The organism is Arthrobacter nitrophenolicus, from assembly GCF_000332815.1.
Taxonomy (GTDB): domain Bacteria; phylum Actinomycetota; class Actinomycetes; order Actinomycetales; family Micrococcaceae; genus Arthrobacter; species Arthrobacter nitrophenolicus.
Window position 1 is genome coordinate 1 of sequence record NZ_AOFD01000030.1, and the last position, 16,260, is coordinate 16,260.

A 16,260-nucleotide genomic window follows, 5' to 3' on the forward strand; every position below is an offset into this window, starting at 1 on the left:
GGCCGCAGTGGACCTCGGCCCGGGCGGCGCCGGTACCGGCGAAGCATGGCTGGACCTCTGCGCCGGCCCCGGCGGCAAGGCCTCCCTGCTGGGCGCCCTTGCCCGGGAACGCGGAGCCACCCTGCTGGCCAACGAGCCGGCCCCGCACCGCGCCAAGCTCGTCAGCCAGGCGCTGTCCGCAGTACCGGGGGACACGTGGCAGGTCCGCACCGGCGACGGCCGCGAGGTCGGTGCCGAGCAGCCGGAGTCCTACCATCGGGTCCTGGTGGACGTTCCCTGCAGCGGCCTCGGCGCGCTCCGGCGCCGGCCCGAGTCCCGCTGGCGCAGGTCACCGAAGGACCTGACGGACCTTGCACCCCTGCAGCGCGAACTCCTTGCCTCGGCACTGGCCGCCGTCCGGCCCGGGGGAGTGGTGGCATACGTGACGTGCTCGCCCCATCCTGCTGAGACCAAGGCCGTGGTGGCGGATGCCCTCCGCAAGCGCGACGACCTTGAGCTCCTGGACGCCGGAGCTGCCCTCGACGCTGTCAGCCTGACCGGAGATCTGGGCGCCGGCTACGAATCCACGGCGCAGCTCTGGCCGCACATCCACGGCACCGACGCCATGTTCCTGGCCCTCATCCACAAGAAGGCCTGATCCGCAAGAAGGCCTGACCCGGCGCAACCGCGGCAGTGGCTGCCTCAAGCCGGGCACGCCCCCTGACCGACTCCTCCACCAGAACCAGTGAAAGGCATCCCCGTGACGCAATGCTGCATCAACCCGAGCATCCTCTCCGCCGACTTCGTCAACCTCGAGGCTGAACTGCAGCGCATTAGCAATGCCGACGCCGTGCACGTGGACGTGATGGACAACCACTTCGTGCCCAACCTGACCATCGGGCTCCCCGTGGTGCAGCGCATCCAGGCCGTCAGCCCGGTGCCGCTGGACGCGCACCTCATGATCGCCGATGCCGACCGTTGGGCGCCCGGATTCGCCGACGCCGGCCTGGCCTCGGTCACGTTCCACGCCGAGGCGTCCATCGCCCCGGTGAAGCTTGCCCGCGAACTCCGCAGCAGGGGCTCCAAGGCCGGGATGGCGCTGCGGCCCGCCACGCCGGTGGAGCCCTACCTGGACATGCTGCCCGAACTGGACATGCTGCTGATCATGACGGTGGAACCCGGCTTTGGCGGCCAGGCGTTCCTGGACATCACGCTGCCCAAGATCCGCCGGGCAAGGGCGGCCATCGATGGTTCGGGAGTGGGCGTGGCCATCCAGGTGGATGGCGGGATCACGGAGGAGACCATCACGCGTGCAGCGGAAGCCGGGGCCAACGTCTTCGTGGCCGGTTCCGCCGTCTACGGTGCCGACGATCCCGCTGCCGCCATCGACAGGCTGCGGGAAAAGGGCGCGCGGACGTTACGCTCGGCGACGGAATAACAGGGCACCCCATTCTGTTGTGGCACAATAACAAAACACATACGTGCTCCGGGGTCGGTGTAAGTCCGAACCGGCGGTGACAGTCCGCGACCCGCGAGCCGGTGCTTCTCCCAGGAGAAGGCCCGGCGGACGGTTGAACCGGTGAAATTCCGGTACCGACAGTTAAAGTCTGGATGAGAGAAGCACGTACAGCTGTATCTGCAGGGCCGTGCGGTCCCGCAGCGTTCTGCTGTCGTATACCCCCGGAGCCATCGCGGTTCGAAAGGGAAGGAACGACGCAGGAATGAACCCCATGCGATGGCTCTTTGATGATGCCGAAACTGCCGCTGCCTCCGCAGCTGCCACCACGAGTCCAGCGGTCACCGCATGACGGTCAGCAACCCGCCGTCTGCGCTGCCCTTTACCTCCGGCCGGCCAGTGGCCGGCCACATGGCAGGACACCCGGACCTCCGGCCGGCCAGCGGGACCGTCACAGCCTTCACTCCCGCCGAAACCTCCGCCATGGAGGCTGCGCTCGAAGCAGCCCTGCAGGGGCCGCGGGGGGCAAACCCGCTGGTGGGCGCCGTCGTAATTGGTCCTGACGGGCTCCCGCTGGTCACCGGATACCACCGCGGCGCCGGAACGGCCCATGCCGAAGCCGACGCAATCGCGCAGGCGAAGGCCGCCGGGCTGGACCTGGCCGGCTGCAGCATGGTGGTCACACTGGAGCCCTGCGACCACGTGGGCCGCACCGGACCCTGCACCGAGGCGATCATTGCCGCCGGCATCACGGACGTGGTGTATGCCGTCGATGATCCCCACGATCCCGCCGCCGGCGGGGCAGCCACCCTGCGCAATGCCGGCGTGCGCGTCCGCAGCGGCCTGGGGGCCGAGGAAGCACTGGACCTGAACCGGCGATGGTTTGAGGCAGTGGCCGCAAAACGCCCTTTCGTGACTCTCCATATCGCGCAGACCCTCGACGGCCGCATCGCCGCCGAGGACGGCACCAGCCAGTGGATCTCCAGCCCGGAATCACTGGCTGACAACCACGCCATCCGTGGCCGCATCGATGCCATCCTGGTGGGCACCCAGACGGTGCTCGTGGACAACCCCCGGCTGACCGCCCGGGACCCGCAGGGGGTGCCGGCCGCGAAGCAGCCCGTCCGCGCCGTCATGGGGCTCCGGGAGATTCCGGCCGACGCCGCCATCCGCGGGGAAGACGGCCTCGCCGTCCATCTGCCCACCCGGGATGCCCACGATGCGCTGTCCCTGCTGTACGCCTCCGGCTCCCGGCACGTCATGGTGGAGGGGGGTTCCCGCATCCTCAGTGCCTTCCTCACGGCAGGTCTCGTCGACGAACTCGTCGTCTACCTGGCCCCCACGCTGCTGGGCTCGGGAACTCCCGCCCTCAACGGATTGGGCATCACCAGCCTTCCCGATGCCCAGCAGTGGGAATGGGACCCGTCCGACGGCGGCGCCGTGCGCACGCTGGGCCGTGACCTTCGACTCCACTTACGACCGCAACGTTCTGTTGCCCTTGATCCACAACCGTCCCGCCACAGCGCGGAGCAAGCCCAGGGAGGCCACTGATGTTTACAGGAATTATTGCCGAACAAGGGCACGTGGTGTCCGTTGACCGGGACGGCGATACCAGCGCCACCATCCGGCTCCACGCACCCGGCACCACCGAGGGCCTTGCCCTGGGCGGCTCGATCGCAGTCAACGGCGTCTGCCTCACGGCCACCGAAATCAACGGCAAGGAGTTCAGCGTGGACGTCATGGGGGAAACCCTGGTCCGCAGCACCACCGGTGAGCTGGCCCCCGGCGACTCCGTCAACCTGGAACGCTGCGTTCCGGCCGGCGGACGGCTGGACGGCCACGTTGTCCAGGGACACGTGGACGGCGTAGGTGTGCTCCTGGAGCGCGAGCCGCTGGGCAACTGGGAGCGGCTGCGGTTCGGCGTGCCGGCAAACCTTGCCCGCTACATCGCGGAAAAGGGCTCCATTGCCATTGACGGCGTGTCCCTCACCGTGACGGCCGTGAGCGACGCAGCGGAAGCGGAGCCGTGGTTTGAAGTCGGGCTCATCCCCACCACCCTGGCTGAGACAGGCCTGGGCGCCAAGCAGGCCGGCAGCCGCGTCAACCTGGAGGTGGATGTGCTTGCCAAATACACCGAGCGCCTCCTGGCCTTCCGCGATTCCTCCGCACCCGCCGGCGGTGCACTGTGAACGCCGCCGTCCGGCTGAAGCCGGAAACAGGGGCGCCTGAAGCCGTGGCACCGGAAACCGTCCTCGGAGGCGTCGCAGGACACGGGCATGTCCTGGATTCCATCGAAACGGCCGTCCGTGCCATCGCGGCCGGGAAACCTGTCCTCGTGGTGGACAACGAGGACAGGGAAAACGAAGGCGACATCATCTTCGCGGCCCAGCACGCCACACCGGCGCTGATGGGCTGGACCATCAGGTACAGCTCCGGGGTCATCTGCGTCCCGCTGTCCGGCGAACGGGCCGACGCCCTCGCGCTGCCTCCCATGGTGGCAGTCAACGAGGACGCCAAGGGCACCGCCTACACAGTTTCCTGCGACGCCGCCGTTGGCGTCAGCACGGGAATCTCCGCCACGGACCGCGCCCTTACCGCGCGCGTCCTGGCCGACCCGCAGGCCGGGCCGGCCTCGGTCACCCGTCCGGGGCATATTTTTCCGCTCCGGGCAGTTGACGGAGGTGTGCGGGAACGACCCGGCCACACAGAGGCCGCGGTGGACCTGTGCCGCCTCGCAGGCCTGGAGCCCGTGGGCGTCATCGCCGAAGTGGTGTATGACGACGGCGAGATGATGCGCCTGGACGGCCTTCGGACGTTCGCGGCGGAGCATGGCTGCCCCCTGATTTCCATCGAAGATCTGGTGGGGTACCTTGCAACCGGGGCGGGGGATGCTCCGGAGCACGGAGTACGGCCTGCACCGGCCGGGGAGAAGGAGGAACGATGACGGCATCTGCGGCCAGCAACGGCCACCAGGATGGCCACCACCAGGACGCCCACCACAGCGGGCGGACCGGCAGCGGGGTTGTGCCCCATCCTGTCAGCGGCGGCCCGATCGTGCAGCTGCCCACAGCCTTCGGCGACTTCGTGGCACAGGCCTGGACGGACCTGGCCACCGGTGTTGAACACCTGGCCGTCAGTTCCCCCAACCCGCCCGGCGACGGCAAGGCCCCGCTGGTCAGGCTGCACTCCGAATGCCTCACCGGCGACGTCTTCGGCTCCTACCGCTGCGATTGCGGCGAGCAGCTCGCCTACGCCCTGGAGCTGATCCATGAACAAGGCGGAACCCTGCTGTACCTCCGCGGCCAGGAGGGCCGCGGCATCGGCCTGGCCAACAAGATCAAGGCCTACGCACTGCAGGAGGCGGGGTTCGACACTGTCGAAGCCAACGAGCAGCTGGGACTGCCCATTGACGCACGGTCCTACAACGCCGCCGCCCAGGTCCTCGCCGAAATGGGCCTGCACGAGGTCCGCCTGCTGAGCAACAACCCGGACAAGCAGAACCGGCTGGCCAGGGCAGGCGTGAAGGTGGTGGAAATGGTTCCCACCGAGGTGCCTTCCCGCGACCAGAACATCCGCTACCTGCAGACCAAGAAGGACCGGATGGAGCACCGCCTCCTCCTGGACACGCACGTCGCACCCGTGCCCGTCACCACCCCGAACACCCTCATCCACGAACAAGACTGAACGGAAACAACGTACCTATGAGCGGACACGGCGCCCCCGACATCGACCTCAGCACCCTGAGCCCGGCCGAAACTTCCCAGCTGCGGCTGGCCATCGTGGCAGCCAGCTGGCACACCCAGATCATGGACGGACTCCTCGACGGGGCCCTCCGCGCCGCCAAGGACGCCGGCATCAGCGAGCCCACCGTCCTGCGCGTTCCCGGCAGCTTCGAGCTTCCCGTTGCCGCCGCCCGGCTCGCACCGCACTTCGACGCCGTGGTGGCGCTCGGCGTCGTCATCCGCGGCGGTACCCCGCACTTTGACTACGTCTGCCAGGCCGCGACGTCGGGACTCACCGACGTCAGCGTGAACACCGGCGTGCCGGTGGGCTTCGGTGTCCTTACCTGCGACACCGAACAGCAGGGCCTGGACCGCGCCGGCCTGCCGGGCTCCAAGGAAGACAAGGGCCACGAGGCGGTCACCGCGGCGCTGGCCACCGCCGTCGTCCTCAAGCAGTACAAAAACTAAACGGACCGCAGGATGGCGGGCGCGTGTGTGATCCCTCACATCGCGCCCGTCATGCTACGGCCCGGGAAGCGCCCTCCGGCCCGCAGCAAGTAGGCTGGAGGGTGTGAAGAATTTCGAGACGCTGTTCGCTGAGCTCAGCGAGAAGGCAGCCACCCGCCCGGAAGGCTCCCGCACCGTCGCTGAGTTGGAGTCCGGTGTTCACGGCATCGGCAAGAAAGTCGTTGAGGAAGCAGCCGAAGTATGGATGGCTGCCGAATATGAATCCGACGAAGCCGCGGCCGAGGAAATCTCCCAGTTGCTGTACCACCTGCAGGTCCTGATGCTCGCCAAAGGCCTGACCCTGGAAGACGTCTACAAGCATCTGTAGCCACCGGCCCGGCGCGCTTCCCGCCGCCGTGCTCCCTGTGGCCTGCACTGCCTGAACACCCAGACCTTCCAATCCAGAAAGAACATCCCCCATGCTGCGAGTAGCCGTCCCGAACAAGGGATCCCTGTCCGAAGCCGCCTCCGCCATGCTGTCCGAAGCCGGATACCGCCAGCGCCGCGATACCCGTGAGCTGGTCATGGTGGACCCGGACAACGACATCGAGTTCTTCTTCCTCCGTCCCCGCGACATTGCGGTGTACGTGGGTCAGGGAACGCTCGACGTCGGCATCACCGGACGGGACCTGCTGCTGGACGCGAGGTGGAGGCCGAAGAACTGCTTCCCCTCGGATTTGCCGCGTCCACCTTCCGCTTCGCCGGTCCGGTAGGCGACTTCTCCGCCGCCGAGGAACTCGAGGGCAAGCGCCTCGCCACCAGCTACGACGGACTCCTCCGCGGCTACCTGGCTGAGCGCGGCATCAACGCCAAGGTGGTCCGCCTGGACGGCGCCGTGGAATCCTCCGTCCGGCTGGGCGTGGCCGACGCCATCGCCGACGTCGTGGAGACCGGCAACACCCTCAAGGCCGCCGGGATGGAAATCTTCGGCGAACCCATCCTCAAGTCCGAGGCTGTCCTGATCCGCCGCACCGGTGAAGGCGGCGCCGCCAACGGCACCGCCCGGGAAATCGACGTCCTCATCCGCCGCCTCCAGGGCGTCCTGGTGGCGCGGCAGTACGTCCTCATGGATTACGACATCCGCAAGGAACTCGTGGAGAAGGCCGCCGCGCTGACCCCCGGCCTGGAGTCGCCCACGGTGTCGCCGCTGCGGGATTCGGACTGGGTGGCCGTCCGGTCCATGGTGCCCAAGAAGGAAACCAACCGGATCATGGATGAGCTGTACGACCTCGGCGCCCGTGCCATCCTGGTCAGCAGCATCCACGCCTGCCGCATCTGAGCCCTTCCACCCAGCGCAGCAGGACCACCAAGATTTCCAGGAGTTTCCCATGGCAGTAGCAGTACGCGTCATTCCCTGCCTTGACGTGGACGCCGGGCGCGTCGTCAAAGGTGTCAACTTCGAGGGCCTCCGCGACGCCGGCGACCCCGTGGAGCTGGCGCACCGCTACGACAACGCCGGTGCCGACGAACTGACGTTCCTTGACGTCACCGCCTCATCCGGCAACCGCGAAACCACCTTCGACGTGGTGCGCCGCACCGCAGAGGAAGTGTTCATTCCGCTATGCGTGGGCGGCGGCGTCCGCGGCGTGGCCGAAGTGGACAAGCTGCTGCGCTACGGCGCGGACAAGGCTGCCATCAATACCGCCGCGGTGGCGCGTCCGGACGTGATCGATGAAATCACCCGGCACTTCGGCTCGCAGGTCCTGGTCCTGTCCGTCGACGCCCGGCGCACCCGCCCGGGGTCGCAGCCCACGCCGTCGGGCTTCGAAGTGACCACCCACGGCGGCCGCACCGGCACCGGGATCGACGCCATCGAATGGGCGAGGGAAGCGGCGGACCGGGGCGTGGGGGAGATCCTGCTGAACTCCATCGACGCCGACGGCACCAAGGACGGCTTCGACCTGGAGATGATCCGGGCCGTGCGCGCCGCCGTGAAGGTGCCGCTGATCGCCTCCGGCGGGGCCGGCGAGCCTGCACATTTCCCGCCGGCAGTGGCCGCGGGTGCCGATGCCGTACTGGCGGCCTCGATCTTCCACTGGGGCCCGAACGACATGATGCACCAGGTCAAGGACGCCATCAGGGCCGCAGGCTTCGAAGTCCGCTAAAACCGTTGGTTGAGCTTGTCGAAACCGGATTTCGACAGGCTCAATCACCGAATTCGGTTACAGCCCCACTTCGGCGGACTGGAGGAGCGCGACGGCGTCCGGCTGGCCCTCGAAGGTGACCAGGGCGTGGCGCGTGCGGCCGTGGGCGTGCATGAGCAGTTCTCCCGGCTCGCCGACGATGGCCACGGATACCGGCGCGCGCTTGGCGACGTGGCGGGGCCCCGACGGGCGCACCAGGACGATACCGAGGTCCACGCCGCGGTAGAGGATGGCGGCACGCTTAACCAGTTCATCCCAGAGGCGTCCGAGTAGGCCTCGTCCAAGGCCCGGGGCGCCCAACGGTCAACGGCCCGGCGGACATCCTCAGTGTGCACGAAGTATTCGATGAGGTTGGAGCTTTCGTCCAAGGCCTTGATTTTCATCGGCGAGAATGCAGGCGGGCCCGACCGGAACGTGTTGACCAGCCGGGCGTAGTCCTCGGCAGTGGTCAACTTGGCCGCGAGGGCTGCCGTGGCCTGGTCCGAGGCTTTGGCCAGCCGCTTGATGATCAGGCCCAGCCCCACGGCGGCTTTGCGCTCCCGCAGGTAAAGGTGCGCGGCGAGATCCCTGGTACGCCAGCCCTTGCACAGCGTGGGCGCATCAGGACCGGCCGCAAGCAGGGTCTCGGCCAGGACTTCTCGGGACGGTTCGACGAAATGCATCACTTGGAAAACTAGCACGACAGGCGCGAAGTTGGGCAGCTTCCCGGGCGCCGCTGGCGTGCCGTTGTTCACATCCGGAACGCTCCGCCGAAGGCACTAGACTTGACCTGATGTCTGAGCAGCCCGCCCCCGCACAAACCACTGTCCAAGCCTCCGGTTCCGCCGTGCCCGGAAGCCCCGCCGCCGCTGACGCAGGCCCGCTCCCCGCGGAGCTGGCAGCCGCCCTGAAGCGGGACAGCGCAGGCCTGGTGGCCGCCGTGGTGCAGCAGTACGACACGAACGAGGTCCTGATGCTTGGCTGGATGGACGACGAGGCCCTCCACCGCACCATGACCACGGGCCGCGTCACCTTCTACTCGCGCTCCCGCCAGGAGTACTGGCGCAAGGGGGACACGTCCGGGCACGTCCAGTGGGTGAAGTCCGTCGCCATGGATTGCGACGGCGACGCACTGCTGGTGCGCGTGGACCAGGTGGGTGCCGCCTGCCACACCGGCACCCGCACCTGCTTCGACGGCAGGGAACTGAACGTCACCACGGCCCAGGCGGTCTGAACCGTACCGGCGGCCCTGCCGGCGTCCGCACAATAGCGGCAGCCGCGGCCCGCTGCAGGAAGAATTAAGGCGTCCGGCGTTGCCGGCCCTCACGAGAACAGGCGGAAACCATAGCCATGCAGGACCTTGGAACCATCAGCCCGAGCCTGGAGGAGTTCCGGGAACTCGCCGGCCACAGCCGCGTCATCCCCGTCCGGCTCAAGGTGCTTGCCGACGCCGAGACCCCTATCGGCCTGTACCGCAAGCTGGCCCAGGGCCAGCCCGGGACGTTCCTCATGGAATCCGCGGCGGTGGGCGGAGCCTGGTCCCGCTATTCGTTCATTGGCGCGCGGTCGCGGGCCACGCTGACCACCAAGGACGGCAACGCGCACTGGCTGGGCGAGCCGCCCGCCGGAGTGCCGGTGGACGGCAGCCCGGTGGACGCCGTCCGCGACACCATCGAGGCCCTGCGCACGGACCGGTTCGAGGGGCTGCCGCCGTTCACTTCCGGCCTGGTGGGGTTCCTGGGCTGGGAAACCGTCCGGCATTGGGAGCGGCTGGTCAGCCCTCCCGAAGATGACCTGCACCTGCCCGAAATGGCCTTGAACCTGGTCACCGACATGGCGGTCCACGACAATGTGGACGGCACTGTGCTGCTGATCGCGAACGCCATCAATTTCGACAACAGCTCCGAACGCGTTGACGAGGCCTGGCATGACGCCGTGGCCCGGGTCAAGGCCCTCCTGGCCAAGGTCAGCAGCCCCGTGGCCCAGCCCGTGTCGGTGCTGGCTCCTGCTGCACTGGACTTTGCCTCCAGCGTCCAGGAACGCTGGGACGAAAACGAATACCTGGCCGCCCTGGACCGGGGCAAGGAAGCCATCGTCGACGGCGAAGTCTTCCAGGTGGTCATCTCGCGCCGGTTCGAGATGGAGTGCAAGGCCTCAGCGCTGGACGTGTACCGGGTGCTGCGCAACACCAACCCCAGCCCCTACATGTACATCTTCAGCCTCGAGGACGCCGACGGCCGGGAGTACTCCATTGTGGGCTCGTCGCCCGAGGCCTTGGTCACCGTCACAGGCGGGGAAGTCATCACGCACCCCATCGCCGGATCACGGCCGCGCGGGAAGACCGTGGAGGCGGACAAGGCGCTTGCCGAGGAACTGCTGGCCGACCAGAAGGAACGCGCCGAGCACCTGATGCTGGTTGACCTGTCCCGGAACGACCTGTCCAAGGTCTGCGTGGCCGGCACGGTGGACGTCACCCAGTTCATGGAGGTGGAGCGCTTCAGCCACATAATGCACCTGGTGTCCACGGTGGTGGGCCAACTGTCGCCCCAGGCCAAGGCCTACGACGTCCTCAAGGCGACCTTCCCTGCCGGCACGCTGTCGGGCGCCCCGAAACCCAGGGCGCTGCGCCTGCTTGACGAACTGGAACCGCACCGCCGCGGCATCTACGGCGGCGTGGTGGGCTACCTCGATTTCGCCGGCGACATGGACATGGCCATCGCCATCCGCTCGGCGCTGCTCCGGGACGGCCGTGCCTACGTCCAGGCCGGCGGCGGCATCGTTGCGGACTCGGTGAATCCCACGGAGGCGCTCGAAACTGTCAACAAGGCCGCGGCGCCCCTCCGCGCAGTCCACACGGCCGGCTCGCTGCAGAACATTTCCGCGGAGTCACTGCCCGGCGGGACCGACGCCTGATGCCCCAGCAGGAAACGGCGTCCGGGCAGGCCGGCAGCGGAAAGAGGGCTGCGCCCGCCTGGGCGCGGAAGTCAACGCTGGTGCTGCTCATCGCGGTCCTGGCGCTGGCGGTTTTTGGCACCACCACGCAGACTTGGATGACCGTCACCCTGGATCCCAACCAGGTGGGCCAGGCAGGTGCCGGACAGGAACCGCTGAAGGTGCAGGGCAGCGATGCCGCCACCACGGTGACCGCGCTGGCCCTGGTGGCGCTGGCCGGGGGACTGGCCGCGGCAATCGCAGGCAGGATCGCCCGGTGGGTCATCACCGCCATCATCGTCCTCGCCTCGGCAGGCATCATAGCCGCCGCTGCCACCGTGCTCGCCGATCCCCTCGCCGCAGCACAGGGTTCCATTGCGGCCGCGACAGGCGTGAGCGGCAGCCAGGCACAGGTGGACGTCACCGCCTTCCCCACCCTCGCCGTCGCCGCCGGCTGCCTGCTGGCACTGGCGGCCCTGCTCATCATTCCCGCGGGCCGGCACTGGAAGACGCGAACCAAATACGACGCGCCGGCGGCGGCGGGCAGTGCTCCCGCGGCGGGGCCGGTGGACGAGATCGACAGCTGGGACCGGCTCTCCCGGGGGGACGATCCCACCTGACCCTGGCGGAGCCCCGCAGCCGGTGACGGCAGGGCGGCCGCCGATAACAGGTCACGGCCCAAAAAATGGCAGAATGTAAGCAGTATTCATCCTGAGGAGATTTTCCATGAGCAAAGCACCTGCGTCCGTTTCCAAGTCCGGCACCCGCACGGTAGCCCCCGGCGCCATCGACCACAGCCAGGAACTCGGCCACGGCAATAGCCCCGCCGCCTGGACCTGTGTCATCACCATGCTGGTGGGCGCGCTCATCGCATCGATCGCGTTCGTCATCGCCAGCACCCCCATCTTCATCGTCGGCGCCGGCGTGATGGTGCTCGGCCTCATCCTCGGTTACGTCATGCGCAAGGCAGGCTACGGAGTCGAAGGCAGCAAGCTCAAGAACTCCGGCCACTGATGGCAACAGTTCTCGACGACATCAACGCCGGTGTCCGGGAGGATATGGAGGCCAGGAAGCGGCTCGTTTCGCTGGCTGAACTGAAGGACCGGGCCCAGGCCGCTGCGCCTGCCCGCGACGCCTGGGCCGCGCTTGGCGGTCCGTCGCCGGCCCGCAGCGAGCTCAAGGTCATTGCGGAAATCAAGCGGCGCAGCCCCTCCAAGGGCGACCTCGCCAGCATCGGCGATCCCGCGTCGCTCGCCCGGCAGTATGCCGACGGCGGGGCTTCCGTCATCAGCGTCCTCACCGAGCAGCGCCGTTTCAACGGGTCCCTGGCGGACCTCGATGCCGTCCGTGCCGCCGTCGACGTCCCCCTGCTCCGCAAGGACTTCACGCTGGACGAGTACCAGATCTGGGAAGCCCGCGCCCACGGCGCGGACCTCATCCTGCTCATCGTTGCGGCCCTTTCCGACGCCCAGCTCAACGAATTCAGCGCCCTCAGTGCCGAGCTCGGCATGAACGTGCTGGTGGAAACGCATACCGAAGAGGAAATCGAACGCGCCGCCGCGGCCAAGGCCCGCATCATCGGCGTCAACGTGCGGAACCTGAAGACGCTCGACGTCGACCGTTCCCTGTTCGCATCCCTCGCCGGACGCATTCCGGCCGGTGCGCTGGTCGTGGCGGAATCGGGTGTCAGGGACACCGACGACGTCACTCACTACGCCGCCAGCGGCGCCAACGCGGTGCTGGTCGGGGAGGCGCTGGTTAGCCACTCCACCCCGCGCGAGCGGATCGCGGAGTTCACGGCCGCCGGCGCGGCCGCCATCGCCGCCCGCGGCTGACCGGCCGCGCTGCCCGCAAGGCTGCCGCAGGGCCGCATCTAGGGGGCAGCAATGTCCGGTATTTCTTCCGGCCCCGGCCGGACCATACTTTTGACCGATCAACTTCGAACAGGACGGGACTGATGGCCGACGCACCCTCAGGAAACGCTGACAACAAGGCCGCGGACGCATTCCTGGCGGGCGGCTCCCTCCGGCACGCTCCGGGGCCGTACTTCGGCAGCTACGGCGGACGCTGGATGCCCGAGTCCCTCATCGCAGCCCTGGACGAACTCGAGGAGACCTTCGAGAAGGCAAAGGACGATCCCGACTTCCGGGCCCAGATCGCGGACCTGAACAAGAACTACTCGGGCCGCCCGTCGCTGCTGACCGAAGCCAAGCGGTTCTCCGAACATGCCGGGGGAGTGCGGGTGTTCCTCAAGCGCGAGGACCTCAACCACACCGGATCGCACAAGATCAACAACGTGCTGGGCCAGGCCCTGCTCGCCAAGCGCATGGGCAAGACCCGCGTCATCGCCGAAACCGGCGCCGGCCAGCACGGCGTGGCCAGCGCCACGGCCGCAGCCCTGATGGGGCTGGAGTGCGTGGTCTACATGGGTGCCGAGGACTGCCGCCGGCAGGCCCTGAACGTTGCCCGGATGGAACTGCTGGGCGCCACCGTCATCCCCGTCACCAGCGGTTCGCAGACCCTTAAGGACGCCATCAACGACGCCCTGCGCGACTGGGTGGCCAACGTGCACAACACCCACTACCTGCTGGGCACCGCCGCCGGGGCGCACCCGTTCCCCGCCATGGTCCGCTACTTCCACGAGGTCATTGGCGAGGAAGCGCGCGCCCAGATCCTGGAGCAGGCAGGCCGCCTTCCGGACGCCGTGTGCGCCTGCATCGGCGGCGGATCCAACGCCATCGGCATCTTCCATGGCTTCCTCGATGATCCGTCCGTCAAGATCTACGGCTTCGAAGCAGGCGGCGACGGCGTGGACACCGGACGCCATGCTGCCACCATCACCCTGGGCAAGCCGGGCGTCCTCCACGGCGCCCGCTCCTACCTCATGCAGGACGACGACGGCCAGACCATCGAGTCGCACTCCATCTCCGCGGGCCTTGACTACCCGGGTGTGGGCCCGGAGCACTCCTACCTCGCCGACATCGGGCGGGTGAACTACGAGCCCATCACGGACAGCGAGGCCATGGAGGCCTTCCGACTCCTCTGCCGCACCGAGGGCATCATTCCCGCCATCGAGTCCTCGCACGCCCTGGCCGGGGCCATCAAGGTGGGCCAGCGGCTCGCCGCGGAAGACGCCGCTGCCGCCCGGGACAAGATCGTGATCGTGAACCTGTCCGGCCGAGGCGACAAGGACGTGGCCACCGCCGCCGAGTGGTTCAACCTGTTGGACAAGGACTCCGCGGAATCGGAAATCGGCAAAGAGGGAGAGCAGCTGTGAGCAGTGCAGGAATTGACGGCAGCGCACAGACGGCCGGCAAGACACAGATGACCAGCAAGTCGGCAGCGGCCATCGACAAAGCCCGCGCCGAGGGGCGTGCCGCGCTCGTCGGCTACCTGCCCGCCGGGTACCCCACCGTGGAGGAAAGCATCGCCGCAGGCATCGCCCTGGCGGAGAACGGTGCCGACCTGATCGAAATCGGCATCCCGTACTCCGATCCCGTGATGGACGGCCAGGTCATCCAGGCCGCCACCACGCAGGCACTGGCCAACGGCTTCTCCGTCCGGCAGGTCTTCGACGTGGTCGCCGGCATCACCGCCAAGACTGACGCCGCCGTCCTGGTGATGACTTACTGGAACCCCGTGGTCCGGATGGGCGTGGACGAGTTCTCCCGCCGCCTGGCCGAAGCCGGGGGAGCCGGGCTCATCACGCCGGACCTCATCCCGGACGAGGCCGACGAATGGATGGCCGCCTCTGACAAATACGGGCTGGACCGCGTGTTCCTCGTAGCACCGTCGTCCACTGCCGAGCGCATGCAGCGGACCGTCGACGCCAGCCGCGGCTTCGTGTACGCCGTGTCCATCATGGGCGTCACCGGCGCCCGTTCCTCGGTGAGCACCGCCGCGCGGAACGTCGTGGCCGCGGCGCACGACGCCGGCGCGGAACGCGTCTGCGTCGGCCTGGGCGTCTCCAACGCCGAGCAGGTCCGCGAAATTGCCGCCTACGCCGAGGGCGTCATTGTGGGCACCGCACTGGTGTCAGCACTGGGCAATGGCGGCGTGGACGCCGTCGGATCGCTGACCAGGGAGCTCAGCTCCGGACTTGCCAGGGAAGAAGCCTAACCAATGCAGAGCCTCCTCCAGGCAGCCGTCCTGGTGCCCGCCAGCATTCCCAGCCCGGACTGGTCCGGATTCGACATCCCGCTGCCGTGGGGGACGCTGCGCATCCACGCCTACGCCCTCTGCATCCTGGCCGGCATCGTTGCAGGCCTCTGGCTGACCTCGGTCCGCTGGGCCAAGCGCGGCGCGCCTGAAGGAAGCGTCTGGGACATCGTGGTGTGGGCCATCCCGTTCGGCATCATCGGCGGCCGCCTCTACCATGTGTTCTCATCGCCCGACGCCTACTTCGGCCCGGGCTTCGATGGCACCGGCGACCTCTCGCTGATCCCGCAGATCCAGCGCGGCGGCCTGGGAATCTGGGGTGCCGTGGTGCTCGGCGTCGTCGGCGCCTGGATCGGCTGCCGCCGGGCAGGCGTCAGGCTTCCCGCCTTCATGGACGCTGCCGCGCCCGGCCTCCTGCTGGCCCAGGCCATCGGCCGCTGGGGCAACTGGTTCAACCAGGAACTCTTCGGCGGGCCCACCACGCTGCCGTGGGGCCTGGAGATCGACGCCGACAACGCGAACTTCCCCGCGGGCGTTCCCGCCGGCACACTGTTCCACCCGACGTTCCTGTACGAATCGCTCTGGAACCTTGCCGGCGTCGCGCTCCTGCTAGTCCTGGACCGCCGGTTCAACTTCCGCCGCGGCCGGCTGTTCTGGCTGTACGCCATGTACTACACCCTGGGACGGGTGTGGATCGAGGCCATGCGGATCGACGACGCGGAGCAGATCTCGCTCTTCGGGCTCACCACGCGCCTGAATGTCTGGACGAGTATTTTCGTCTTTGTGACTGCGCTGGCCGTCTTCATCCTGCTGGGCAGGAAGGGCCGCCCGGAGCCCGACACCGTCTATCTTCCGGGGCGGGAACCGGCAAAACCGGCCGTGACCGGGGACGCTGGGGGCACCGAAGACGGGGTCCGTGATACGGACCCGGTTGTCTCAGATAGTGAATCGCGTGATAATCTCCCTGATAACCAAAACGGTTCCAGGCCTGATTCCGCCCCCACGGAAAAGGCCACGGCGGCACCCTCCGGCTCCAAGCCGGGGACGGATGCCACGGCTGCCGGACACTCCGGCAGCACAGCCACAGGATCCGCATCGGAGGCCGGCACCAGCAAGTAAGCGCCGGCCTCACGCAGGGCAGCAGAGCCACCGCTCGGAGCTCCCGAAACCACAATGTCGTGGCATGGGGTTCCAGCCGGGCAGCATAGAGCTGCTGCCGGATGGAGCCCTGGGCAGGGGCCTCTGTAACCGTTAGTTCAGCAGGCCGGGCTGACCTACAATTTCCATGAAGTAACACTTTGTTGTGCCCATCATCTGGGGGCCTGACGAGTGGGGCCAACGGTGTCCCTTCCATACGCACGATCAGGAGGAAGGACGTCTTCCA

17 protein-coding genes, 2 pseudogenes and 1 riboswitch are annotated in these 16,260 nt (G+C 68.0%); of the genes and pseudogenes, 18 read left to right on the plus strand and 1 reads right to left on the minus strand.

Annotation, left to right across the window (positions count from 1 at the left end; all coding sequences use genetic code 11):
* The 10 genes and pseudogenes from G205_RS11855 to hisF all read left to right on the plus strand — a co-directional run.
* Positions 1-637: RsmB/NOP family class I SAM-dependent RNA methyltransferase (locus G205_RS11855; RefSeq protein ID WP_009358169.1), on the plus strand; the 637-nt coding region annotated here is incomplete at its 5' end.
* 102 nt (positions 638-739) lie between these two features.
* Positions 740-1,417: a ribulose-phosphate 3-epimerase gene (rpe, locus tag G205_RS11860; RefSeq protein ID WP_035752874.1), complete on the plus strand. Its 678-nt coding sequence runs from the start codon at positions 740-742 to the stop codon at positions 1,415-1,417.
* 39 nt (positions 1,418-1,456) lie between these two features.
* Positions 1,457-1,607, plus strand: a riboswitch (FMN riboswitch).
* A 239-nt stretch (positions 1,608-1,846) separates the two neighbouring features.
* Entirely contained in the window at positions 1,847-2,986 is a 1,140-nt protein-coding gene (ribD, locus tag G205_RS11865) for a bifunctional diaminohydroxyphosphoribosylaminopyrimidine deaminase/5-amino-6-(5-phosphoribosylamino)uracil reductase RibD (RefSeq protein ID WP_035752877.1), read from the plus strand.
* A complete protein-coding gene (locus tag G205_RS11870; protein WP_009358172.1) occupies positions 2,986-3,624 on the plus strand; it encodes a riboflavin synthase in 639 nt (212 codons plus the stop codon). The genes ribD and G205_RS11870 overlap by 1 nt, the downstream gene beginning before the upstream one ends.
* Complete coding sequence (gene ribB / locus G205_RS11875) at positions 3,621-4,379, plus strand: 3,4-dihydroxy-2-butanone-4-phosphate synthase (protein ID WP_009358173.1); 759 nt, start codon at positions 3,621-3,623, stop codon at positions 4,377-4,379. Before G205_RS11870 ends, ribB begins: the two co-directional genes overlap by 4 nt.
* Positions 4,376-5,119: a GTP cyclohydrolase II gene (gene ribA / locus G205_RS11880; RefSeq protein ID WP_009358174.1), complete on the plus strand. Its 744-nt coding sequence runs from the start codon at positions 4,376-4,378 to the stop codon at positions 5,117-5,119. Before ribB ends, ribA begins: the two co-directional genes overlap by 4 nt.
* 17 nt (positions 5,120-5,136) lie before the next feature.
* On the plus strand, positions 5,137-5,625 hold the full coding sequence (ribH, locus tag G205_RS11885; protein WP_009358175.1) for a 6,7-dimethyl-8-ribityllumazine synthase: 489 nt from the start codon (positions 5,137-5,139) through the stop codon (positions 5,623-5,625).
* A gap of 103 nt (positions 5,626-5,728) precedes the next feature.
* Positions 5,729-5,992, plus strand: a complete 264-nt coding sequence (locus tag G205_RS11890; protein WP_009358176.1) for a phosphoribosyl-ATP diphosphatase — start codon at positions 5,729-5,731, stop codon at positions 5,990-5,992.
* Between the two features lie 91 nt (positions 5,993-6,083).
* Positions 6,084-6,943: pseudogene (gene hisG / locus G205_RS11895) on the plus strand (ATP phosphoribosyltransferase).
* Positions 6,944-6,992: 49 nt separating this feature from the next.
* Positions 6,993-7,769, plus strand: coding sequence for an imidazole glycerol phosphate synthase subunit HisF (gene hisF, locus G205_RS11900; RefSeq protein ID WP_009358177.1), 777 nt, complete (start codon positions 6,993-6,995; stop codon positions 7,767-7,769).
* A 57-nt stretch (positions 7,770-7,826) separates the two neighbouring features.
* On the opposite strand, the pseudogene G205_RS11905 reads toward hisF, so the two are convergent.
* Positions 7,827-8,470, minus strand: a pseudogene (locus tag G205_RS11905) (TIGR03085 family metal-binding protein).
* A 110-nt stretch (positions 8,471-8,580) separates the two neighbouring features.
* Between G205_RS11905 and hisI the strand changes: the two are divergent.
* From hisI to lgt, 8 genes are all read left to right on the plus strand, one after another.
* The gene (gene hisI / locus G205_RS11910; protein ID WP_009358179.1) at positions 8,581-9,021 is read left to right on the plus strand and encodes a phosphoribosyl-AMP cyclohydrolase; all 441 of its coding nucleotides are present in this window, start codon (positions 8,581-8,583) and stop codon (positions 9,019-9,021) included.
* A gap of 116 nt (positions 9,022-9,137) precedes the next feature.
* Positions 9,138-10,700, plus strand: coding sequence for an anthranilate synthase component I (locus tag G205_RS11915; protein ID WP_009358180.1), 1,563 nt, complete (start codon positions 9,138-9,140; stop codon positions 10,698-10,700).
* Positions 10,700-11,338 carry a Trp biosynthesis-associated membrane protein gene (locus G205_RS11920; protein WP_009358181.1) on the plus strand — a complete coding sequence of 213 codons (639 nt, stop codon included), beginning with the start codon at positions 10,700-10,702 and terminating at the stop codon, positions 11,336-11,338. The genes G205_RS11915 and G205_RS11920 overlap by 1 nt, the downstream gene beginning before the upstream one ends.
* A gap of 106 nt (positions 11,339-11,444) precedes the next feature.
* A complete protein-coding gene (locus tag G205_RS11925) occupies positions 11,445-11,732 on the plus strand; it encodes an HGxxPAAW family protein (protein ID WP_009358182.1) in 288 nt (95 codons plus the stop codon).
* Complete coding sequence (gene trpC, locus G205_RS11930; RefSeq protein WP_009358183.1) at positions 11,732-12,553, plus strand: indole-3-glycerol phosphate synthase TrpC; 822 nt, start codon at positions 11,732-11,734, stop codon at positions 12,551-12,553. The genes G205_RS11925 and trpC overlap by 1 nt, the downstream gene beginning before the upstream one ends.
* A 122-nt stretch (positions 12,554-12,675) precedes the next feature.
* Entirely contained in the window at positions 12,676-13,995 is a 1,320-nt protein-coding gene (gene trpB / locus G205_RS11935; RefSeq protein WP_009358184.1) for a tryptophan synthase subunit beta, read from the plus strand.
* Positions 13,996-14,042: 47 nt separating this feature from the next.
* Positions 14,043-14,837, plus strand: a complete 795-nt coding sequence (gene trpA, locus G205_RS11940; RefSeq protein WP_035752880.1) for a tryptophan synthase subunit alpha — start codon at positions 14,043-14,045, stop codon at positions 14,835-14,837.
* 3 nt (positions 14,838-14,840) lie between these two features.
* Positions 14,841-15,995 (plus strand): prolipoprotein diacylglyceryl transferase, encoded by a 1,155-nt coding sequence (lgt, locus tag G205_RS11945; protein WP_009358186.1) that lies wholly within the window; start codon positions 14,841-14,843, stop codon positions 15,993-15,995.
* The last annotated feature ends 265 nt before the right edge of the window (positions 15,996-16,260 follow it).